Raw genomic sequence first — 23,260 nt, forward strand, 5'->3', positions numbered from 1 at the left:
CTGCCTCCTAATCCAATAAAGCAAACAGGTCTTTTACCTGCTGCTCCCGTTCCATATAGGCTTCTGCCATACGCTGCAGTTCCTCTTTTTTTCCCTTTTCTCTTAGCTGCAGCATAGTGTTCAGCATCTGATATTTGCTGCTGCCCTGCATACTGCTTTCTTCTACCGTCAGAATTTCTTCCCCGGTTGTTTCCACCTTCCCGTCTTTTTCAATCACAAAATAATAATGCAGTTTTTCTCCGTAGAATAAAACAAATTCTCTGTTATAAATCCCCTGATACCGCTCCTTTAACGGTTCGCTTTTTTCTTCTGAGGTTTCTCCCCGTTCAATATAGGAATGCAGTGTTACTCTTGCACGACGGCCTGCCCGACATTCTACAAACATTTTATCCTCCATCTGGCAGGTGCAGAGCAGTTCTCTGGGCAGCATCCGGAAAAATGCGAACTGCAGACGCTCTTTTTCACATTCCTCCAGGATTTCTTCTGCTATATTCTTTCGCTTTTCATCCCAGACTCCGGTTTCTCCGTAATGCTTTAAAAGAGAAATTCTGCAGATGATATCACATTCCCATTTCCTCTCCATGACTTTTTCCAAAGCCTCAAAAAGAAATTGGTCTTTTTCCTTTTCTCCCAGGAAATATTCATAACACTCAAAGGTCAGATAAGAGAGAATCACCTGCTCCTTTCCGCTCTGACTGATATAATTTTCCAGCACTGCAAGACCTTTTTCATGACACACTCTGGAAAACATGCTGCATACCAGAATCTTTTCCTCCAGCTGATAGCAGTCCAATGCAAAGCCCATAGCACGGTTCCAAAGCTGTACCATTTCCTCCACAGGGCCTTCAAAATGCTGTACCAGATACTGCAGGAGCACTTCATCATAAATACCGGCGTGCACAATGTACCCTGCCAGCAAGAGAAGTTCCTCTTCATATTCAAATTCCAGCTTCAAAATCATCTGGCTGCACAGTCTTAAAAGAACCGGCATTTCTATCCGTTCATATCCGTATTCACAAATCAGGTCATAAGCCCCTACAAACATCTCCTGTTTCACCAGAATCGTAATCAGCAGCCGTTTATTTACCCTGGCAAATGCACGGAAGTCCATTTCCTGCAGCGACTCTCTCAAATTGCGGTTATCCATCTGGGATTCATAATACAGCAGCAGCTTTTTGCGTATATTCTGCCGGTAATCCTCACAGAAAATCTCCTGTTTCAAAACTGCTTCAAAAGAAGCCACATTGGCTTCAGTCACCGGAGATTCGTGTTTCAGCTCCCCACAAGTGTGCAGCAGCATGCCCGGATATTTCTTTCCGTCCTTTCGCAGCTTCCCGGCCAGCTCCTCCAAATCCAGGAGATTGTGTACATTGTAATCCACCGTATTCACATATCTACGCTGACTGCTGTCCTCAAACAAAACAGCGGCATCCTTGGTATACAGTGAAATATAGGTCGTCTTATCTGTGCAAAGATACACCTGTTCCTCTTTCATAGAAGCATGGCGCACAATCACCTTTCGGATTTTGGGGTCATCGCAGTAAAGCCGATAAGTAAAGAGTACTTTTGCCAGAGCCGTCCTGACATTTTCGTCCTGAGAATCCACACAGAATTCCTGATACACCACTGCAAAATCTTCATTGATTCTTCCCTCTTTGATTTTTTCTTTTGCAAAGGTCTCCATGTTTTTCTGATAACTCTGATAAGTTTCTCTATCTATCTCTTTATTCCGAATAACGTTGCTGTAGACAAACGCCTTCTTCGTATCACTTAACGTATTGTTGTATCCGAAATACAGGCGAATGACTTTTGGCAGTACCTTCTGATAGTTTCTGCTCATGGTTTCAATGTAATACTCATACAGCCCTGTGATTTTCAGTTCTGCCTGCACCGCCAGTTCATACCAGCGGAAATACTCCGGCTTTCTGGGTTCCCCCTTCATAATCAGCTGACAAATTCCCCTGACAGCATGAACGGAAGGGTATTTCTCATACACATACTGCAGGACTTCGTAAACCTTTTGGGAAAATCCTTTCATCTGTCCTGCAAGGTCAATGGCACGAAAAGCCATTTCTTCCGTGAGAATCCCGTATTTTTTGGCAAAAAGATACACCTGTATGGTAAAAGCATTCATTTTCCGAAATGCGGAACCATCTGCTGCCGCCAGTCTGCACGCTGTCAGATAGAGAAATGGACTCCTGCAGCCGATTCTGTACTGTTCTTCTAAGAGAAACATTTTCCTGGACTGGGTGCGCAGATTTTCTTCATCCAATTCAAAAATCATAGAAAGAAGCAGCAGACTGTCCACTCTTCTCTGATAAAGCTGATGGAGCCGCACAGCCGCAGCTTCTTTGGACTGTGTACTTCTCTCGGAAATCTCATTCAAATACAAAAACGCCCCCTCCAGAATTTCCTCCTGCTGAATCTTCTGGTTGTTTTCCAGGGAATCCAAAAGCCTTCTGGCTTCCTCCTTCCTGTCTGCGCGCACCTGTACATAAGCTTCAAAAAGCTGGCATTCTGTGGAATAATAGCCGTTTTCCTTCAGTTCATCCAAGAGTGCTTTCATTTCGGCGCACCAGGCTTCCGTATTCTTTCTTCCAAGCTCCAAAAGCAGGAAATCTCTGGCTGCTTCCAGCCTTTTTTTCTTTTCATAAGCTGTGACATTGACCTGAATATGGCCGTTTTTCGATGCCATAATCTGGTAGGTAATGGTCTCATACACCGTTTTTATCTGAATTCTTCCGAAATTTTTCCCCTTTCCGAGACATTCCTTCCGTATGATATATTCCAAATCATAGACACTGCCGATAAAATGCCCGTCTTGGATAACCTTTTTCTCTACTTCCAGAAAATCTCCCTCGGTCTGAATTTCAGCGCGAAGAAAACCCCATCCGCTTCTTCGGATTCTCAACGTATCTTTTAAAGAAGTCTGTACCTCATAAAGTTCCAGATTTTCTTTTTCCAGGCTTAAATGCACAGGTTCCTTCAGCCCCGCGCCTATAAGAAATTCTTCCAGATTCTGATACGGCACAGGCGTTTTTACCATGGAGGCATAATACGGCAGCAGTTCTTCTCTGCCTTTTAACAGCCTTTTAAAGGAAGTATCTATAAAAAGCTGGTATGCCTCTCTGAAGTCTTCCTTTGCCAGACTGACAAATTCCTCCAGAGTCCCTACCGTTCCCTGAGATGTGCGCACTTCCAACTTTTTTATTCCAACAGAAAAAGGCACCCGGTACGTTCCGATACTGGTACTTAAAACAATTTCTCCCTCTATGCAATCTGTACTGTCCAATCCCTTGGTATCCACACCATAAGGAAGAATCATCTTTTCTCCTGAAAACTTTTCCTTACCCAGAAGAAATCTGCGATGTGTGGAATAAGCCATTCCCTTGATTTTTCTTCCGTCTTTTGCTGCAAACTGCAGTTCTCCTCTTACCTTTTCTTCCGGCATGGTACTGAAAGAAATATGACTTGCAGACAAATCCAGACCGGGTACTTCATATTCAAATCTTCCGTTTATCAGTTGTTCCATTCGTGTCTTCAAAATATCACCTTTGCCCTGTTTTATTTATAAAAATCTGATTATTGAATAATTGACAATATTCTGCTACTATGAATTATACACTACAAACTTCTGCTGTGCAACTTCAATACACAGCCTGTTTTGGAACATTTTTTTACCAAAAGGAGGTTTTTTATGCTGAAACACAAGGATCATTTTCACGGCAGCGACCTGGAAAAAATTGAGGAAATCTATCATATAAAGAAAGAAGACATTACCAGCTTTTCCGCCAATGTCAACCCTCTTGGGATTTCTCCCTTACTGAAAGAGACCCTGGCGAAACATGTAAACGCTATTACTTCCTATCCTGACAGAGACTACACAGGACTCAGAAAAAGTATCTGCCAGTACACGGGGGCACAGTTTGAAAATATCATTGTGGGAAACGGCTCTACAGAATTGATTTCTCTCTTTATCCAGACCACACATCCTCAAAAAGCCCTGATTCTGGGACCTACCTATTCGGAATATGAACGGGAAATCGCTCTGGAGGGAGGCCACACCCTTTATTATCCGCTGAAAGAAGAGGATGATTTTCAAATGGATGTGGCAGATTTCTGCCAACATCTGAATGACAGTCTGGATTTGCTGGTACTGTGCAATCCCAACAATCCCACTTCCACGGCCATTGCCAGAAAAGATATGCGGAAAATCCTGGATAAAGCCCTGCAGTACGGCATTTCCGTCATGGTAGATGAAACGTATGAGGAGTTTACAGACCCCAAAAGTAAAATTTCCGCAATTCCCCTTACCAATAATTACAACAATCTGATTGTTTTAAGGGGAATCTCCAAATTTTTCGCAGCTCCCGGACTGCGGCTGGGTTATGCGGTTACCGGAAACCCTGACCTGCTGAAATACATCAACACCCGTAAAAATCCCTGGACCATTAACAGTCTTGCAGAAATCGCAGGCTGCATTATGTTTTCCGACAAGGAATATATCGAGAAAACCAAAAGCCTGATTACTGCGGAAAGAGAACACCTTTATTCTCTGCTTTCTACCTGGGACAGCGTAAAGGTATACCCTTCCTGCTCGAATTTTCTGCTTATGAAAATTTTAAAAGAGGATATTACTTCTGAAATGATTTTTGATTTCTGTATCCGAAGGGGATTGATGATTCGGGATTGCTCTACATTTCCGTTTTTAGATAATTCTTTTATCCGATTCTGTGTCATGAGTCCTGAAAAGAATCATGAATTGATAGAAGCATTTCGTGAAATCTTAGAAGAAACAAAATAATCTTTTTCAAGGCGCCGCTGTTTTGAATCTCAAACTCAAAACAGCGGCTGTACCTTGAAAAAGCTATCTTATCCTGCAAGAAATAGCAATACAACTTTTTAGAATTTTTCTCCGGAAAGCAGTTCATATGCTTCCACATATTTGTCTACGGTCTTTTTCACTACTTCCTCCGGAAGAAGGAAATCGCTTTCAGGATTTGCTTTCAGCCAGTCCCGCACATACTGTTTGTCAAAAGATGGCTGTCCCTGTCCCGGTTTGTAGCCTTCTAACGGCCAGAATCTGGAGCTGTCCGGTGTGAGCATTTCATCCCCCAGTACCACTTCTCCGTTTTCGTCCAGACCAAATTCAAATTTTGTATCTGCAATAATGATATTTTTTGTCAGTGCGTATTCTGCACATTTTTTATAAAGAGCAATGGTGTAATCACGGATTTTCTCTGCGTACTCTCTTCCTCTTCCCGGATGAAGTTTTTCCAGAGTTTCTACGGTTTCTTCAAAAGAAACGTGTTCGTCATGGTCGCCAAGCTCTGCTTTTGTTGTCGGTGTATAGATTGGTTCAGGCAGTTTATCAGACTCCTGTAACCCTTCCGGCAGTTCAATGCCGCATACAGTTCCATTTTCCTGGTAACTAGCCCAGCCGCTTCCTGTAATATATCCTCGAACAATACATTCTACAGGCAGCATATCCAGCTTCTGGCACAGCATAGCATGTCCTTCAAATTCCGGTTTCTGGAAAAATTCCGGCATTTCTTTTACATCTGTGGAAATCATATGGTTCGGAACAATATCTTTCGTAAAATCGAACCAGAATTTAGACATCTTTGTCAGGACAACGCCCTTGTCTGTAATCTTGTTTTTCAAAATGTAGTCAAATGCGGAAATCCGGTCAGTTGCATAGATAACCAGCTTATCTCCAATATCATATACCTGACGCACTTTTCCTTCTTTAAATGGTTTGTACTCCTGCATGTTTTCACCTTTCCTCTTGCTTAATAGTAGTTGATTCTTCTTTATTGTAACAAATTTCCCGAAAAAGGGAATAGAATTCCTGAAAAAAATACAAAATTTTTCTGTTTCGACAGATACTCTATCCGTTTGCCAAAACGTTCTTCTTTATTGAAAATCAAACAGCGACATCTGATTAGACTGTGGCAGTTTCCCAAACAGGCCCAAATCATTCATCAAGTCAATCGTAGAAGCCGTCACCTTTGTCCGGTTTCGGAAGTCATCCAGAGACAAAAATTCTCCCTCTTCTGCCGCAGCCACCACAGCGTCGGCGGCTCTGTCCCCCAATCCTTCAATGGTATCCAGCGCAGGCATCAACTTATCCCCTTTTATCTGGAAGGTATGCGCATTGGCTTTATAAATATCAATAGGCACAAACTCAAATCCTCTTGCATACATCTCCTGCACAATTTTCATGTCTTTATAGGTATCCTGCTCTTTCTTGCTGAGCGTATCCTTTCTCCGCTCATAATCATCCATAAAATACTCCAGTTTTTCCTTTCCCTGGCACATGATTTCATAGGAAAATGCCGTAGCGCGTATACTGAAATACGCCGCATAATATGCCAACGGATGAAAGATTTTACAGTAGGCAATGCGCCAGCCCATCATAACGTAAGCCGCTGCATGGGCTTTTGGGAACATGTATTTAATCTTTTTACAGGAAGCAATATACCAGTCCGGAACATCGTGCTTTTTCATCTCTTCTTCCCATTCCGGCTTCAAACCTTTCCCTTTACGGACACTCTCCATAATGGTAAAAGCCTGCCCGTGTTCCAGGCCCTTATTGATAAGATAAATCATGATATCATCTCGGGTACAGATACAAGTGGTAATGGTTGCTGTACCGGATTTAATCAAATCCTGCGCATTCCCTAGCCACACATCCGTACCATGGGAAAGACCGGAAATACGCACTAAATCCGAAAAAGAAGTGGGGTTGGCGTCAATTAACATCTGCATGGCAAAATCGGTGCCAAACTCCGGAATCCCCAGACAGCCAAGAGGACAGCCGCGGATATCTGCCGGGGTAACTCCAAGGGCATCTGTACTCTTAAACAGAGACATAACCTCCTTGGAATCCAGCGGAATTTCCCTGGCATTAATTCCCGTAAGGTCTTCTAACATACGAATCATGGTAGGATCATCGTGCCCCAGAATATCCAGCTTCAGCAAATTGGAATCAATGGAGTGATAATCAAAATGGGTGGTAATAATGTCGCTGTTCATATCATTAGCCGGGTGCTGTACCGGAGTGAATTCTTCGATATCCCAGCCGATGGGAAGAACAATGATTCCTCCCGGGTGCTGCCCTGTGGTACGGCGGATACCGGTGCACCCCTGCACAATCCGGTTAATCTCGCAGTAACGCTTTCTCTGCCCCCGTTCCTCATAATATTTTTTCACATATCCGAAAGCTGTTTTCTCTGCCAGCGTACCGATTGTTCCCGCCTTAAAAGTCTGTCCTGCGCCGAAAATAACCTCTACATAGCGGTGGGCTTTTCCCTGATAATCCCCGGAAAAGTTCAAGTCAATATCCGGTTCCTTATCTCCTTTAAACCCCAGGAAGGTTTCAAAAGGAATGTCAAATCCCTCTTTAATCAGAGGCTCTCCACACACCGGACACTTCTTATCCGGCATGTCGCAGCCCGCTCTTCCCGAATAAGCCCGCACTTCCTCAGAATCGAAGTCCGAGTAATGGCATTTCGCGCAATAATAATGAGGGCTTAAAGGATTTACCTCTGTAATTCCCGACATGGTTGCCGCAAAAGAAGAGCCTACCGAGCCTCGGGAGCCTACCAGATAACCGTCGCTGTTGCTCTTCCATACCAGCTTCTGCGCAATCATATACATAACCGCATATCCGTTTGAAATAATAGAATTCAGTTCTCTTTCCAAACGCTCCTCCACGGCTTTTGGAAGATTGTCCCCGTAGATTTCATGGGCTTTATTGTAACAGATTTCCCGCAGCATATTATCCGAATTTTCAATCACCGGCGGACATTTTCCTTTGTGAATAGGAGAAATTTTCTCCACCATATCTGCAATTTTGTTCGGGTTGGTAATGACAATTTCCTCTGCCTTTTCCCGCCCCAGATAAGAGAATTCTTCCAACATTTCCTCTGTTGTACGCAGGTACAGCGGAGCCTGGTCATCTGCATCATCAAAACCTTTCCCCGCCATAATAATTCTCCGGTACACCTCATCTCCCGGTTCCAGAAAATGCACATCACAGGTTCCCACCACCGGTTTATTAAAGGCTTCTCCCAGCTTCACAATCTTTCGATTAATCTCCTGCAAATCCTCTTCACAAGTAATGTCGGAACGGTCCTCGCTGCGAATCATAAAGGCATTGTTGCCCAGCGGCTGAATCTCCAGATAATCATAAAAATTCACTAATCGGGCAATTTCCGCCTCCGGTCTGCCGTTTAATACGGCCTGATACAGTTCCCCTGCTTCACAGGCTGAACCAATAATCAATCCCTCCCGGTACTTCAAAAACAGGCTTTTTGGCACACGGGGACGCCTGTGATAATAAACCAGGTGAGAATCCGAAATCAAGTGGTACAGATTCACCCTTCCAATATCATTTTTCGCCAGAATAATGGCGTGATAGGTAGGCATTTTCTGAATAGAATTCACGGAAACCGCACCTTTTTCATTCAACTCATCCAGATTGAAAATATCTCTTTCCCTGCACATCTGAAGAAATTTCACAAAAATTTCAGCCGTACATGCTGCGTCATCCACGGCTCTGTGGTGATGTTCCAAAGAAACTCCCACGGCCTTTGCCACAGTATCCAGCTTAAAACGATTTAACTGAGGCAGCAGAAAACGAGCCATTCCCACGGTATCCACAATGGTATCCTCTCTCTCTATCCCCAAATCCTCATAATTTTTCTTAATAAAACTCATATCGAATTCTGCGTTGTGAGCCACCATCACACAGCCCCTGCAGAACTCCTCGAAACGGGGCAGAATCACATCAATGGTAGGAGCCTCTGCCACCATACTGTCATTAATGCTGGTTAACTGCTCAATGCGAAAAGGAATGGGAATTTCCGGATTCACAAACTCGGAAAACCGCTCGGTAATGTTTCCGTTTACCACCTTAACCGCACCGATTTCAATGATTTTGTCCTTCATGGCAGAAAAACCGGTGGTCTCGATATCAAAGACCACATAAGGAGCGTCCAGGCTCTGCCCCTGACTTTTCTGGACAATTCCTTTCAAATCATCCACCAGATAAGCCTCCACACCGTAAATCACCTTAAAGTCCGAATCCTGCGGCACTACGCCGCCCCAGGCGTCAAAACAGTGATTGGCTTCAGGGAAAGCCTGTACCACTCCATGGTCCGTAATGGCAATGGCCTTATGTCCCCACTCATACGCTCTCTTAATAATAGACTTTGCGTCAGAAACACCGTCCATATCGCTCATTTTGGTGTGGCAGTGCAGCTCTACACGCTTTTGTGGATAATTATCGGAGCGCACAGTTCCAAAACTGGCAATCTTTTTAATCCCCACTACAGAGCCAATGGTCAGCTCACTGTCAAAGCGGTCTATGGTGGTAATTCCCTTTAATTTTACAAAGGCTTTTTCTTTTACCCCTTCGGTAATCTCCTCTACCTGGTCGTTGCGGGCAAACATTTTTACCGTAATGGAATCCGTAAAATCCGTAATAGAAAAGATAATGATGGTCTTTTCGTTGCGGATTTCCCGCTTCTCCAGGCTCATAATCTGACCGCGGATACACACCTCTCCCATCTCTGTCTGCACGGTTTCTAAAGGAAGCGCCTCATCCTCGAAGTCTCTTCCGTACAATACATCCGGATTATCCGAGCGCTTGACACTCCGTCTGAAATCAGAGGAAAACTTCTCGTTTTTCCCCTTAGTTCTGGGTGTTTTCTCTCCGCTGCCAACCTGTTTTGCACTCTTCTTTTCTGTATTTTTTACTTCTTCTTTTCGTTCCTCTGCCGTATTCTCCGCCTCTTCTTTTCCTTTTCCAAGAGTTGACATTTCTATAATATGCGCAGCCTCCTGCGCAATGCGAATATCACTGTTCTTTCGGAATCTGCTTTCCTTTGCTTCCTGATATTCGGCTTCCACTTTCAGAGAAAATTCACACCGCTCACAGAACACCTTTTCCATATAGTGAATCAGTTCCTCTTCTTTACTTCTTGCCAGTACTGTGGACTGCAAAAGCATATGCATGGTATTGGTTTCCGGAAACGTAATAACAGCATTCCGGAACATATTAAAGACCAGAATGCTGTAATTTTTTAGTTCCAGTCCCATGGAAGACTGATACGCTTCAAAGAATAATTGGGGCGTATACTGGCTGGAAAGTGTAAATTTCTCCAACACCTTAACCTCCATGGGAACTCCCCTGAAACACTGGGACGCAATGGCTCTCTCCAGTGCGTAGATATACTTTTTATGAATCCACTGCCGGCTTCGGATATAAACCCGAATATGGTCCTTTCTCTGGTTCACGGATACCTTTGTTACCACAACCTCTTCCAACAGGGCTTTCAGTTCTCCGTTTAATTCCAGATTCCGGAACACATCCAGAAATTCCTTTTCCATAACCGCATTGCCTCCATCTTTATTTCCAATTTGCAAGTTCTTCCCGCAAAGTAAAAAGCAGTTCTTCTTCCGGTACCTTTCGGATGATTTCGCCTTTCTTTATTAAAAGGCCCTCTCCTTTGCCTCCGGCAATTCCAATGTCCGCTTCCTTTGCCTCCCCCGGTCCATTAACCACGCAGCCCATAACGGCCACCTTAATGTCCAGAGGAAATTCCTGCACCATGTTTTCCACCTGATTGGCCAGTCCAATCAAATCAATTTTTGTTCTTCCGCAGGTGGGACAGGAAACCACTTCCACACCGCCTTTTCGCAGGTTCAGCGTCTTTAAAATCCGCTTGGCAGACTTAATTTCCTCTACCGGACTGCCCGTAAGCGATACCCGAATCGTATCTCCGATTCCCTGATACAAAATAATGCCCAGTCCCACAGCAGACTTTATATTTCCGGAATACAAAGTTCCCGCCTCTGTAATTCCCACATGCAGAGGATAGCAGGTTTCTTTTGCCAAAAGTTCATGGGCTTTTACACACATCAGAACATCCGAGGATTTAATGCTGATAACCAGATTGTCATAGCCCAAATCCTCTATGATTTTCACTTTATCCAGCGCGCTTTCCACCAAGCCTTCTGCTGTGACACCATGATATTTTTCCACCAGTTCTTTTTCCAACGACCCGCTGTTTACTCCTACGCGGATAGGGATATTCCTTTCTTTTGCCGTATCCACTACCGCCTTGATTTTTTCTTTTTTGCCGATATTTCCCGGATTAATCCGAATCTTATCCGCCCCGTTTTCCATGGCTGCAAGAGCCATTTTATAATCGAAATGAATGTCTGCCACCAGTGGAATGTGTATCTGTTTTTTAATTTCTTTAACAGCTTTTGCCGCTTCCAGAGTAGGCACGGTACAGCGGATAATCTCGCAGCCTGCGGCCTCCAGTTCTAATATCTGGTTTACCGTTGCCTCTACATCTTCGGTAGGTGTGTTGGTCATGGACTGAATCAAAATAGGATTCCCGCCACCGATTTTCCGGTTCCCGATAGCAATGACCTTTGTGTTGTCCCGATACATACTGCCTTCCTCCTTAATGATTAATCTGCAGTAATTTCTGTTTTAATTCTCCCTCCAGACGGTAGATTTCCGCTTCTGCAGCTCTTCTCTTTTCCCGTCCTTCCTTTTGAATACTCATAACCTCATCAAAGGTACTGATTAAGGATTCATTGGTCTTCTGCAGAGTTTCAATATCTACAATACCGCGCTCGGATTCTTTCGCCGCTTCCACAGTAGCCAGCTTCAGAGTCTCTGCATTTTTCTGCAGCAGAGCATTGGTCATATCTGTCACTTCTCTCTGGGCTCTTGCCGCTTCCGTAGAATGTGCCACTCCAAGGGCAATCACCATCTGGCTCTTCCACAGGGGGATAGTATTGACAATGGTGGACTGTATTTTTTCTGCCATCAGCGTATCATTTCCCTGTACCAGACGAATCTGCGGTGCTGTCTGAATGGCAATCATCCTGGTCAGTTCCAGGTCGTGAATTTTCTTTTCAAACCGGTCGCAGAGAGAGTCCAAATCCTTTGCCGCCTGGGCGTCCTCCGGCAGACCACTGATCTGGGCTTTGCTCATAAGCTGGGGCAGTTCTGTGGCGCGGATTTCTTCCAGCTTCTGTTTTCCTGCCAGAATATACATGGATAATTCCTTAAAATAGTTTAAGTTTAAGGCATACATCCTATCCATAATCGCTGCGTCTTTCATAAGCTGAATCTGATGTTTTTCCAGAGTTTCCACGATTTTATTCACATTGGTCTCCGCTTTGGCATACTTGTTTTTCATGGATTCCAGTTTGTTGGCTCCCTTTTTGAAGAATCCCATAATACCTTTGCGCTCTTCTTCCGCATCAAAGTTTTTCAGTTCTGTCACCACATCTTCCAGCAAATCGCCCACTTCGCCCAAATCCTTGGTGCGCACTTTGTCCAGCGCATCCTCCGAAAAATCCGCCATTTTCTTCTGTGTGCCTGCGCCATACTGTAAAATAGCAGTTGAATTGCGGATATCAATCTGTTTGGCAAAGTCATCTACCATCTTTCGCTCTTCCGGTGACAGAATACTGTCGTCCATCTTTGGCTCTGTCGGCTCTTCCTTCTTCACTTCTGCAACCGGTGCCTCCTCTTTTAAAGGTTCAAAAGTCAGGGTGGGTGTCACCGTAAAATCCTTTAATTCTTCGCTCATCTTCTATGATTCCTTTCTCTGAAAATTTTTTTCTTCCGTAAGCCCTTCCTGTGCCAGCATGGTTTTCAATACCGAAATGTCGGCAGAAACATCCCAGGCTGTTTCTTTATAAAAACTGTCCAGAAGATTTTCAAACGCTACGTTAATGGTATCCAGTGTATTTTCAATTTCCCTCTTGGCCGTTTTAATGTTTTCGCCTTCCAGACTCTGCTTGTCCAGTTCCTCGTAAGCATTCAGAAGTTTTACTGTGGTAGGAAGATAATAATCCATAAACTTATGTAAATCCTGAATCAGCTCCGGATGTTGTTCTACTCTCTGGAAAATCCGGAGAATTACATTTTCCATATGATAAATTTTGTTGGAAATTTCCACGCCTGGAATAGCGTCATTGCTTCTGCGGATTTCTTCGATATAACGGTCACCCTCTTCGATAACCTTTTTCACTTCCTCAGAAAGCTGCTGTCTGGGAGATTTTTTTTCTTGTTTCTTTAACTCTCTGGCATTTTCTTCTGTTTTCACATACTGCTCATAAGCTTCGTCACTGGCAATCAGACAAGTGCCTTTAGCATCCAGATGCCCCTCTAAAAACATGCGCTTATTAATCATTTTTTTCAAATCTCTACGGACAAATTTCTCCGACTTTCTTACGCTTTTTGCCAACTCTCTGATGCTTCCATGAGGTTTCCCATTGAGGGTTTTCACATAAGTGCGGAATCGTTTAATCTTCTTTCTCAAATGGTTACCGCAAACCGCCATAATCAGACTCAGTGCAGTAGCTGTCCCAAAAACAGCCAGGATAGTCCCCAGTTTTACCGCAACTGTATGCACAAACAGAGATGCAATGATAAATCCCGCTGCAGTCGCCCCAAACATAATGGTCAATGCAATTCCCAATGTCGTAAGCAAAATCCCCATGGCTTTTGCACTTCCCGTATTGACAAATAAGGCAAACTCTTCTCTGGCTTCCTTCACTCGCTCAGATGACGCAGGGCTTCTGTAGTGTCCAAAGGGCCGATACCTGTAATTGGTACTATACCCATTCCCCGGCCCGTACGGTTTCGGCTCTTTATCCTGCCCGTATGGCTGATTCATTCCCTGCTGTCCCCGATAACGGTACTGCCCGGCCATATTTCCTGCATTTTTCATACTTTGTGCCACATTTCCCAATGCGCTCTCCAGAGTCTGTCCCAAGTCCCGGTTCAGTCTGCCGAAGTCTCCTGTATCAATGGCATTCTGCACAATATTTTTCACATCTCTCCCCAAATTATTCCAGTCATTTCCAGACATATCCTTCACTCCTCACTCTCAGTCCGCATCCTATTTTTTGCGTCCCAATTTTCTATTTAAAACTCTGTTCTTTTCACTCCCTTAAATTATATATGAAAGAATCCAAAAAAGCAACGGAACTTCTCTTGCAATTCACACGTTAAAGTTTTATAATGGTAAAAAATTAATTAATGATAAAAAATTACATACCGCATTCTGCGGCAGAATGGAGGAAATGGACATGGAGAAAAAGAACATTGACTGGTCTAATCTGGGATTTGGCTATGTAAAAACCGATTATCGTTTCGTATCTGACTTTAAAGACGGAAAATGGGATGAAGGAAAAATGACGCAGGATGACAAAGTAGTCATCAGCGAATGTGCCGGCGTCCTGCAGTACGCCCAGACCATATTTGAAGGAATGAAAGCTTACACTACACAGGATGGACGCATTGTTACCTTCCGCCCGGACTTAAATGCCAGCCGTATGGCAGATTCTGCCAGAAGACTGGAAATGCCGGTATTTCCGGAAGACCGTTTTGTTGAGGCTGTTGTAAAAACCATAAAGGCAAATGCCGCTTATGTTCCTCCTTACGGCTCAGGCGCAACCTTATACATCCGCCCCTATATGTTCGGCAGCAATCCTGTTATTGGAGTGAAACCTGCAGACGAATATCAGTTCCGTATCTTTACCACCCCGGTAGGACCGTATTTCAAAGGCGGTGTGAAACCTCTGACCATCCGCGTCAGTGATTTTGACCGGGCTGCCCCACACGGAACCGGACACATCAAAGCCGGCCTTAATTATGCTATGAGTCTGCATGCAATTGTGGATGCCCATCAGCAGGGATATGATGAAAACATGTATCTGGACGCAGCTACCAGAACAAAAGTCGAAGAAACAGGCGGCGCCAACTTCCTGTTTATTACAAAAGACGGAAAAGTTGTCACACCGAAATCCGACAGTATTCTTCCTTCCATTACCCGCCGCTCTCTTATGTATGTAGCAAAAGAATACCTTGGACTGGAAGTGGAAGAACGGGAGGTATTCCTGGATGAATTAAAGGATTTCTCAGAATGTGGTTTGTGCGGTACAGCCGCCGTTATTTCTCCGGTGGGAAAAATCGTAGACCACGGAAAAGAAATCTGCTTCCCAAGCGGCATGGAAGCCATGGGACCGGTGACACAGAAACTTTACGAAACACTGACCGGTATTCAGATGGGGAAACTGGAGGCACCGGAAGGTTGGCTGAAGGTGATTGAATAACAACCTGGAGGGTGATGGTTTCTCACCCTCTTTTTTATTTCCCCAATGCCTCAAACATCCACTTCTTATACGCCTCTACCCCCGGCTGGTCAAAGGGATTCACTTCCAGAATCCTGGCCGACACATAGCAGGCGAACAAAAAGAAGTAAAACAACTGTCCGAAGTGGTAAGCATCCAGTTTCTCAATCTCCAGGATAAGGCATGGAAGCTTTTCTCTGTGCGCTTTTACCGTAGCATGGAAAGAGGCCTTATTCATATCCCAGAAATCTTTCCCGTTGAGGTAATCAAATCCATCCTCCACCCGGTCTTGTTCGGCATACAAGGACGCGTTCTGCTCCTGTACATCCAGAAACGTCTCAAACATCAGCGGCGCTCCGTCCTGAATATACTGCCCCACTGCATGCAGTTCCTCGCAGAATTCTGCCGCCACAGGGAAAAGCCCTTTGTTTTCTTTGCCTTCCGTTTCCCCGAAAAGCTGCACCCACCATTTATAAAACCACCGAAGTTGAGGTTCAAAGCCTGCCAGCATTTCCAGCTTATACCCTTTTTCATAATACATATTCCGAAGACAGGCATACTCATAAGCCGGATTTTCCTCACTTCCCCCTTTGTGAAGCTGTTTTTCCATATCGGCAGCGCCTCTTACCAGACTTTTCATATCAATTCCCGCCACAGCCATGGGAAGCAGCCCCACGCTGGTCACAGCAGAAAAACGTCCCCCTACATTTTGCGGAAATTCCAGAAACGTGTATCCGTGTTTTTTGCAGAGTTTTTCCAGAGAACTTCCCCTTGTGCCGGTTGCTATCATTCTTTTCCCTGCCTGTTCTCCATACCTTTCATACAAAAATTTCCGCAGGATACGGAAGGAAGCCCCCGGCTCCAATGTTTCAAAGTTCTTGGCAATGCAATCGATATAAACGGATTTTCCCTCCAGACTTTTCAGCATTTGATTTAACGCATAAGGTGACAGTGTATGGCCTGCATACACAATTTCTACTTTACGGTCTGTCTGAATGGCTTCGATGACGGAACGGGCCGCATTATTGGAGCCTCCCACTCCCACGATTACAAAAACGTCTGCCTCTTCCCGGATTTCATCGGCCAGCTTCTGAATCCTTTCTGTCTGTTCCACATCTGCCCATTCTGCTGTATGAAACCAGCCCAGCGAATCTTTATAATCTGTTTCGCCCTCCAGAATCTGATTCAGAACGCTTCTTTTTCCTTCCATATACTCCTTTAATTCCTGCTTGATATTGGGATTTTTGTCTTCTATTTTTAAATTCAACATTCCTTTTTCCTCCTTGGATTTCCCCGTTTCCCCAACTGCTTCTTCCGCAAATAAACGAAAAGCAGGCTGTCCCCAACCACGCTGCAAAATTTTACAATTTTCCACATAGCGATAAAAGACAACCCACTTTCTATTATTTATCCTATTTTATCCCTTTCTCTCTGCCTTTTCTCAACCCATGCAAGGATGACAGTGTCCGTAAGCATCCATACAGTCCTCTTCCGGATTTTTCATACAGAGATGAACTGCCGATTTTTTGAAGGTCAGAGGCAGGGCCAGAATATTCGGAGTTTCCCCAACAAATTTCTTCTTGGCATCCTCCAGAGCTTCTTCAAAGGTGGCTCTTGTTTTCAGTCCCATGCCCCTTGCATAACCAGGTTCCTGTGCGCCTACAATGTAAATCGCACTGGTATTCATTTCTGCAATATGTCCGCAGGAAATCATACTAAAGCCATGGAATGGATGGAACGCATTTGTAAAACGGTATTTCCGGATATACTCTTCGTTTGTAGCAAAATACTCGCCATAGCGGTTCACATCCGGCAGTGTGTTCATGTAATCATGCTGGAAAACATCATACATTTCTCTCAAATACGGCCACAGTTCATCATGGAAAAAGCCGTTGCACAGAGAAGAACAGATGATGACACAGTTATCACTCATGACACGTTTGTAACGCAGTACCTGTGCGCTTAAAGCCTGCATCATCATAATCGGGTTTGTTCCCATGCCGTCCCCGTAATGGAATTTCTGCGGCATACCAAATACCAGAACATCGTATTTCTTCTCTGCCCAGTGTACATAAGTCCTCTTGTCAGCCAGTTTCCAGCTTTCCGGCATCATTTCTTTTGCATAACCGGAATAAATCGCAATCTGTCTGGAATTTGTATCCAGGACTGCGTCACAGCAGAAGAATGGATGTCCCATTTTCTCTTCCATATGCATGGAAATCTCATCAAATTTCGTTCTCATAAGACTGCCTCCGTTTACAGGAGTAAAGTCTTTTCTGTGCATAACGGACGGAACATGGTGGCTGGCAATGCTCTTCCAGTTTGTAATACCGGTTGCGCTGTGTTTGTATCCACCGGAATATCCGCCATAAGGATTTCCCTGTACATGACCAATCAGAATCGGAATATCACATTCATATACATATTTATTCATGTAAACCGGGTCCCCTCTTCTGGTGGTTCCCAGATTCACCATATGCTCCTGGTCTTCGCTGTCGTGGCTGATAATTTGTCCTGTGTGCCAGAATTCATGGAACAATTCTTCTCCGAAAATAGCCTTTGCGTCAGATTCCTTACTTCTTGGGTGCAGACCGTTTGAGATAATGAATAAAATATCTTTCTTTTCCACACCTGCTGCATAGAGTTCTTCCAAAATATATTTGATACTCAGTTTTCTGTGGCTGGTCGCCTGTTCCCCGCCTTTTACTCGGTCCGGAACTACAAAGGTAACGGTGCTGCCCTTATGAGCCAGTTCTGTCAGTGTAGGCATGCCGATGGGATGCGCCAAACTTGTGAGATAAGCGTCTCTTAATTTGTCTTCCGGTATGTAGTCCGGGTCTTTTACCGTTTCACCCGGAATAAAAATGTCTGTGTTATCCGGCAGTTCTGCTGCCATAGTTCCCTGTCCGTATTCAAATTCTAATTTCATAACCTTATTCCTCCTGATTTTATGCATTCATATAAAGACCGATGATTTCCAGATATTCTTCCGGATAGTAACCTATTTCACCCTGAAATCTGGTAAGAGCAATGAGTCCGCCGTCGATTTCCGGTATAGAAGCCAGCATGGCTGCATTGTCCTGCTTCAGCCCGCCTCCGTATACCATATCCATGCCCGCTGTCTTTTCTTTGACAAATCTGGCAATCTTCGTGATATATTCTTTATCTGCCGGAGTTTTGCCCGGTCCAATGGACCAAACCGGTTCATAGGCAATGGTTACCATGGATTTATCCACATCCTGCAGTCCGATTTCCAACTGCTCTCCCAAAACTTCCTGCCACTGCTCTTGTTCTTCGCTCTTTTCCCCAATACAGTACAGAACTTTCAGCCCCTGAGCTACCGCGCATTTGATTTCCTGATTCAAAATACGGTTCACGGCTTTGGTATCTTTACATCCGGCTTCTGCCAGAATCCCATTTAAGTTGTTCCGTTCCTCACAGTGTCCGATAATCACGGCTTCACAGCCCGCCGCTTTCATCGCTGCTGCCGGTCTTCCGGTTGTAAAGGCCCCGAAGTTTCCACCGGGCTGTACGTCATTCCGGAATACTCCCTGACAGCCCACCTGAACCGGACTTTCTTCTGTCTTTGCCCCAATAGCGGAGAACAGGTGAATTTCAGGGAAAAACATAGCAAACTCCACATCCTCTTTTGCATAAGGTTTCAGCTTTTCCTGTGTTTCCTTTACTATATAACTGCCCCATTCCCGAACATCCGCAATCCGGTTTACACCGCCCAACTCTGCAGGCACATCAAATCTCTTTAAATTCAGATAAATATGTTTCATCTTTTTTCCTTTCTGTGTTTCCCTTTTCAAACCGAACGAAACACGCTTTTACTTTTTTCCATAAAATCCGTTAAACGATACCATATCCGGAAGTTCTTCTCCGATAAGAGGTCTGCACCAGTCCAGAAAGGCCCCGGTCACACCATTGCCCTCTTCATTGATAAATTCCTCCGGCATGGTCCTCTCATACATCATAACCTCATCAATATCCACCAGAAACGCTTCTATGTGATATGGATTTTCTGAAGTCCGTTTAAATGCCACCATCTTCCCGGACTCTCCATCAAGGGCAGCCCGGCATGCTGTTTCTCCCGCAAGCTGCGCTTCCTGACAGTCCACCGGACTTTGCAGACCAATGGATGCCCGGCCCAGAAGCCCCGGTTTTTCTCCTCTGGCTTTATACCCCAGCTTCTGAATCACCAGGTTAGCCAGATGAGAACTCACATCTCCGAAATACGTAGCCCGTTCTGTTTTAAAAACCGGTTTGACAATGGGGTTTCCCTCTTTGTCTGTGAGCCCTTCACTGGCCACTACCACAATGCCGCTTTTCTCTTTCAGCCTATTTTCCACATCTTTTATAAACTGTTCTTCATCAAAAGGACGCTCCGGAAGGTAAATCAAATCCGGTCCGTATCCTTTCTCCCCGGCCAGCGCACTGGCTGCCGTAATCCAGCCTGCATTTCTACCGGAAGCCTCCATCACCACTACATGAATTGGCAGGGAACGCACATCCGCACACAATTCTTCCGTACAGGCTGCAATATAGCGGGCTGCACTTCCAAAACCGGGACTGTGGTCTGTCACCGCAATATCGTTATCTGTAGTCTTGGGAATCCCCATAACACGGATATCCAGATTTCTGGCCTGACAGGTTTTATGCAGTTTCCCGCAAGTATCCATCGTACCGTTGCCTCCATTAAAGAGCACATATTTTATCTCTCTCTTTACCAGAATATCTGCCATTTTTTCATAGTCTTCCTGCCAGATAGGGTCTCTGGACGTTCCAATGGCAGTTCCTGGAGTCTGCAGAAGCAGTTCCAGCTTTTCTTCCGGCACATTTTCTAATGCAAGAAAATGCTCTTCCAGAACACCTCCCGTTCCATTTTCAGCTCCGTAAATATGTTCCAGCTTTCCGTATTTTTTTGCTTCTTTGATTGCCCCGTACAGAGAAGCGTTTAAAACTGCCGTAGGCCCGCCTCCATGTACAATCAGTAAATTCTCTGCCATGCTTCTTTTCCTTTCTCAATCTTCTATAAAATTTGGAGTTCCCTTTGAAACACAGAATTTTTCTTTTCCATATTTCGGGAAGTTCTTTGGCACAGGGAAAAACGTGTTTTCCATATGACAAAAAACAGGGGCTGCCGCTTTCTGTAATTTTCTGTATACAACAAACGCGGCAGCCCCTCCCCCAATTTTCAATCCTCTGTTTTTCCTACAGCTGCACCTGACAAGTTTGGAAGCTTATTTTCCTGCCTCTTCCATAATGTCAAACAGTACATAGTCCTCAACCGGAACTTCTTCTTTTATCTTTCCTGCATCCAGGAAGTTTTTCTGCTGAATTTCATAGTATCCTGCAACGGTTCCGTCACCAACTTCTTTCAACAGTTCTTCGGAAGTAATCCATGCACCGTCTGTTGTCTGACCCATAGCCGTTTCTACATCTGTTTTTGTTTCATCTGCCACATATCCGGCAACTTCTTCAAAGTTTTCTTCTTTTGCACCGAAGTCCATGGCTTTATACAATGCTCTTGTGTATCTTACCAGCAGGTCTTTGTTCTTCTCTGCATATTCCGGCATACATACCCAGCTTGCCGGGTCTGCTGCAATGTCAGAGAAGTCTGCGTTGCTTACGAAAATCTGTGCGTCATCGCCTAACTCATCCGTGATAACCTTTGTGTTCGGTGACCATGGAGCACAGGCGTCAATGGAACCGGAAATCATGGCACTTGGCATGTTGGTAACTTCCATGTTGTATGGTTCAATATCGTCCATAGTAAGCCCTACAGAGTTCAGAGCGCGAAGCAAAATTGTCTCAGAAGATGTACCGGAAGCATACGCTACTTTTTTACCCTTTAAGTCTTCCAGGGAATTTACACCGTGGGATTTCAGCCCCATCACGCAGTCTGCATCACCCAACTGCTGGAAGCAGAATACGTCTACATTTCCCTGAATTGCCAGTGTATGAGCGCCAGGGCCGATATAAGCCACGTCCATAGAACCGGATTCCATAGCTGCAATTTCTGTAGGACCGTCATCAAACTTTGTCAGTTCTACTTCAATGCCTTCTTCTTCAAAAAATCCTTTTTCTCTCGCTGTGGTAACAACCCATAAGGAAGCGTAATTCGGCATATAAGCCACTTTTACCTTGTCCAGTTCTTTGGACTCTTCTTTTTTCTCCCCTGCATCTGCAGACGCTTCTTTGTTGTCCTTGGTGCCTGCCACCTTGTCGTCACCGCCGCAGCCTGCCAACATTGTCATTGCAGTCGCTGCTGCCAGTACCATTGCCAATAATTTCTTCTTCATGAAAAAATCCTCCTTAAAAATATAGTTTTTATGTTCTCACAGGTCGCCCCTTGTAAGTCCTATTTTCTAACCTCCAGGTATTCCTGGTATACCTGACCCCAGATATGGTTTTTCAGTTCAATGAAACGCTCGCTCATTTTTGTTTCCTGGTCTCTCGGATATGGAATATCAATATCCACCACTTCTTTAATCCGTCCCGGGCGGGCACTCATAATCACTACCCTGGTAGCCAGTACAATGGCCTCCTCAATGTCATGCGTTACAAAGAAACAGGTTTTATTCTCTTCCTGCCATGCTTTTAATAACTCTGTCTGAAGCTGCGTCCTGGTCTGTGCATCCAAAGCGCCGAAAGGCTCATCCATGAGAAGTACTTCCGGATTCATGGCATAAGCTCTTGCAATCGCAACCCTCTGTTTCATACCGCCGGATAATTCCTTTGGATAAGAATCTGCGAATTTTTCGAGTTCTACCATTTTCAGATATTTCATGGCAATGCTGTCACATTCGTCTTTGGAGAGTCCCTTTAACTTCAGACCAAACTCTACGTTTTTCTTAACTGTCAGCCACGGAAACAGCGCATACTGCTGAAATACCACACCTCTGTCTGTTCCGGTTCCCTGAATCGGTTTGCCGTCTACCAGAATCTGTCCGGCTGTAGGCTCTAAAAGTCCGGCAATAATATTTAACAGGGTGGATTTTCCACAGCCGGACGGCCCGATTACACAGATAAATTCATTTTCTTTAATATCAAAATTTACACCATTCAGAGCAACTACCTCTCCCTTACGGGTATTGTACTTTTTCTCTATGCCCTGAATACTTACCTTTATATTTCCCTCTTTTCCTGCCATCCTGTTAACTTCCTTTCAAAGAATTTAAGAACTTTTTCTGCAATCATACCGATTACACCAATAATGATGATGTAAAGCAGCATAGGTGTTGTCTCATAAGAGTTGGCCAGAGATTTAATCCTCATACCAAGACCTGCAATGGCTCCGGTGGACTCTGCCGCAATCAGAGTCGTCAGTGCAGTAGAAATACCAAGTCTTACTGCCGTAATGATAAATGGTGTCGTAGCCGGAAAGATAACCTTCACGAACAGCTGCGCATCATTGGCTCCCAATACTCTTGCCGCCTTAATCAACGTTTCATCCACATTGATAACACCCTGGAAAATCGTAACGGTCATAATCAGGAAAGTGGCCAGACAGATAACGATAATCTGCGGTGTACGTCCAACACCAACACCAATAACAACCAACGGTACATATGCTAATGGCGGGATATTTCTAATAAACTGAATCCACGGCTCAAGAATAAACCGTACCGGTCTGTACCAGGCCATCAGAAAGGCTACCGGCACAGAAATCACAAATCCCAGAAGAAATCCCCAGAATACGGAAATCAAACTGCTTCCGATATCCTGCAGCAAAATTCCTCTTTCTCCCTGCATTAATCCTATGGACTCCACTACTTTCACCGCATTTGGAAAACATCTTGCTGTCTGCGGCGTCACAGATAACAGCGTCCATACAAGCATGGCAACGATAAATGAAATAAACAGCCATATCCCTTTTGGTATTTTGCTAATAAAATCAGCACCGCCCTTGTTTTTTTTCCCCATTTTAAACCTCCGCTTTCTTTCGTTTCGGTATTTCGCACCAAAACACATTTCTTATTTGTTTTTCTATTGACATTATCCCCTATATAGGGTTTTGTTTCAACTGTATTTTAAGCAAACGTTTGATTGTTTTGTTTATTTTTGTGTTTTATCA

At 44.4% G+C, this 23,260-nt stretch carries 15 protein-coding genes; 2 read left to right on the forward strand and 13 right to left on the reverse strand.

Features of this window, described 5'->3' with window-relative positions; genetic code table 11:
* Positions 1–7 precede the first annotated feature (7 nt).
* On the reverse strand, positions 8–3,544 hold the full coding sequence (locus G5A70_RS05300; RefSeq protein WP_226853523.1) for a DUF5717 family protein: 3,537 nt from the start codon (positions 3,542–3,544) through the stop codon (positions 8–10).
* A 153-nt stretch (positions 3,545–3,697) separates the two neighbouring features.
* Here G5A70_RS05300 and G5A70_RS05305 point away from each other — a divergent pair, with 153 nt between their 5' ends.
* On the forward strand, positions 3,698–4,804 hold the full coding sequence (locus tag G5A70_RS05305; RefSeq protein ID WP_173748602.1) for a pyridoxal phosphate-dependent aminotransferase: 1,107 nt from the start codon (positions 3,698–3,700) through the stop codon (positions 4,802–4,804).
* Between the two features lie 98 nt (positions 4,805–4,902).
* On the opposite strand, the gene G5A70_RS05310 is transcribed toward G5A70_RS05305, so the two are convergent.
* The 5 genes from G5A70_RS05310 to G5A70_RS05330 form a co-directional block, all read right to left on the reverse strand.
* A complete protein-coding gene (locus G5A70_RS05310) occupies positions 4,903–5,772 on the reverse strand; it encodes a phosphoribosylaminoimidazolesuccinocarboxamide synthase (protein WP_173748604.1) in 870 nt (289 codons plus the stop codon).
* 144 nt (positions 5,773–5,916) lie between these two features.
* Positions 5,917–10,398, reverse strand: coding sequence for a PolC-type DNA polymerase III (locus G5A70_RS05315; RefSeq protein ID WP_173748606.1), 4,482 nt, complete (start codon positions 10,396–10,398; stop codon positions 5,917–5,919).
* Positions 10,399–10,417: 19 nt separating this feature from the next.
* Positions 10,418–11,470, reverse strand: coding sequence for a flavodoxin-dependent (E)-4-hydroxy-3-methylbut-2-enyl-diphosphate synthase (ispG, locus tag G5A70_RS05320; protein WP_173748608.1), 1,053 nt, complete (start codon positions 11,468–11,470; stop codon positions 10,418–10,420).
* 13 nt (positions 11,471–11,483) lie between these two features.
* Entirely contained in the window at positions 11,484–12,626 is a 1,143-nt protein-coding gene (locus tag G5A70_RS05325; RefSeq protein ID WP_173748610.1) for a toxic anion resistance protein, read from the reverse strand.
* A 3-nt stretch (positions 12,627–12,629) separates the two neighbouring features.
* Positions 12,630–13,913, reverse strand: a complete 1,284-nt coding sequence (locus G5A70_RS05330; RefSeq protein ID WP_173748612.1) for a 5-bromo-4-chloroindolyl phosphate hydrolysis family protein — start codon at positions 13,911–13,913, stop codon at positions 12,630–12,632.
* Between the two features lie 220 nt (positions 13,914–14,133).
* Between G5A70_RS05330 and G5A70_RS05335 the strand changes: the two genes are divergently transcribed.
* A complete protein-coding gene (locus tag G5A70_RS05335; RefSeq protein WP_173748614.1) occupies positions 14,134–15,159 on the forward strand; it encodes a branched-chain amino acid aminotransferase in 1,026 nt (341 codons plus the stop codon).
* Positions 15,160–15,193: 34 nt separating this feature from the next.
* On the opposite strand, the gene G5A70_RS05340 is transcribed toward G5A70_RS05335, so the two are convergent.
* The 7 genes from G5A70_RS05340 to G5A70_RS05370 form a co-directional block, all read right to left on the reverse strand.
* Entirely contained in the window at positions 15,194–16,447 is a 1,254-nt protein-coding gene (locus G5A70_RS05340; protein ID WP_173748616.1) for a glucose-6-phosphate isomerase, read from the reverse strand.
* Between the two features lie 171 nt (positions 16,448–16,618).
* Positions 16,619–18,106: a lactate racemase domain-containing protein gene (locus tag G5A70_RS05345; protein WP_173748618.1), complete on the reverse strand. Its 1,488-nt coding sequence runs from the start codon at positions 18,104–18,106 to the stop codon at positions 16,619–16,621.
* A 19-nt stretch (positions 18,107–18,125) separates the two neighbouring features.
* Positions 18,126–18,962 (reverse strand): triose-phosphate isomerase family protein, encoded by an 837-nt coding sequence (locus G5A70_RS05350; RefSeq protein WP_173748620.1) that lies wholly within the window; start codon positions 18,960–18,962, stop codon positions 18,126–18,128.
* Positions 18,963–19,010: 48 nt separating this feature from the next.
* The gene (locus G5A70_RS05355) at positions 19,011–20,189 is read right to left on the reverse strand and encodes a diphosphate--fructose-6-phosphate 1-phosphotransferase (protein WP_173748622.1); all 1,179 of its coding nucleotides are present in this window, start codon (positions 20,187–20,189) and stop codon (positions 19,011–19,013) included.
* A 234-nt stretch (positions 20,190–20,423) separates the two neighbouring features.
* On the reverse strand, positions 20,424–21,485 hold the full coding sequence (locus G5A70_RS05360) for an ABC transporter substrate-binding protein (protein ID WP_173748624.1): 1,062 nt from the start codon (positions 21,483–21,485) through the stop codon (positions 20,424–20,426).
* A 59-nt stretch (positions 21,486–21,544) separates the two neighbouring features.
* Positions 21,545–22,336, reverse strand: a complete 792-nt coding sequence (locus tag G5A70_RS05365) for an ABC transporter ATP-binding protein (RefSeq protein ID WP_173748626.1) — start codon at positions 22,334–22,336, stop codon at positions 21,545–21,547.
* Entirely contained in the window at positions 22,312–23,109 is a 798-nt protein-coding gene (locus G5A70_RS05370) for an ABC transporter permease (protein WP_173748628.1), read from the reverse strand. The genes G5A70_RS05365 and G5A70_RS05370 overlap by 25 nt, the downstream gene beginning before the upstream one ends.
* Positions 23,110–23,260 lie beyond the last annotated feature (151 nt).

It is taken from the genome of Blautia hansenii (genome assembly GCF_013304445.1).
GTDB lineage: Bacteria > Bacillota > Clostridia > Lachnospirales > Lachnospiraceae > Blautia.

Coding starts and splice junctions, on each gene's coding strand:
- G5A70_RS05305 (WP_173748602.1), top strand. CDS start 3,698: ATGCTGAAACACAAGGATCATTTTCACGGCAGCGACCTGGAAAAAATT.
- G5A70_RS05310 (WP_173748604.1), bottom strand. CDS start 5,772: ATGCAGGAGTACAAACCATTTAAAGAAGGAAAAGTGCGTCAGGTATAT.
- G5A70_RS05315 (WP_173748606.1), bottom strand. CDS start 10,398: ATGGAAAAGGAATTTCTGGATGTGTTCCGGAATCTGGAATTAAACGGA.
- ispG (WP_173748608.1), bottom strand. CDS start 11,470: ATGTATCGGGACAACACAAAGGTCATTGCTATCGGGAACCGGAAAATC.
- G5A70_RS05325 (WP_173748610.1), bottom strand. CDS start 12,626: ATGAGCGAAGAATTAAAGGATTTTACGGTGACACCCACCCTGACTTTT.
- G5A70_RS05330 (WP_173748612.1), bottom strand. CDS start 13,913: ATGTCTGGAAATGACTGGAATAATTTGGGGAGAGATGTGAAAAATATT.
- G5A70_RS05335 (WP_173748614.1), top strand. CDS start 14,134: ATGGAGAAAAAGAACATTGACTGGTCTAATCTGGGATTTGGCTATGTA.
- G5A70_RS05340 (WP_173748616.1), bottom strand. CDS start 16,447: ATGTTGAATTTAAAAATAGAAGACAAAAATCCCAATATCAAGCAGGAA.
- G5A70_RS05345 (WP_173748618.1), bottom strand. CDS start 18,106: ATGAAATTAGAATTTGAATACGGACAGGGAACTATGGCAGCAGAACTG.
- G5A70_RS05350 (WP_173748620.1), bottom strand. CDS start 18,962: ATGAAACATATTTATCTGAATTTAAAGAGATTTGATGTGCCTGCAGAG.
- G5A70_RS05355 (WP_173748622.1), bottom strand. CDS start 20,189: ATGGCAGAGAATTTACTGATTGTACATGGAGGCGGGCCTACGGCAGTT.
- G5A70_RS05360 (WP_173748624.1), bottom strand. CDS start 21,485: ATGAAGAAGAAATTATTGGCAATGGTACTGGCAGCAGCGACTGCAATG.
- G5A70_RS05365 (WP_173748626.1), bottom strand. CDS start 22,336: ATGGCAGGAAAAGAGGGAAATATAAAGGTAAGTATTCAGGGCATAGAG.
- G5A70_RS05370 (WP_173748628.1), bottom strand. CDS start 23,109: ATGGGGAAAAAAAACAAGGGCGGTGCTGATTTTATTAGCAAAATACCA.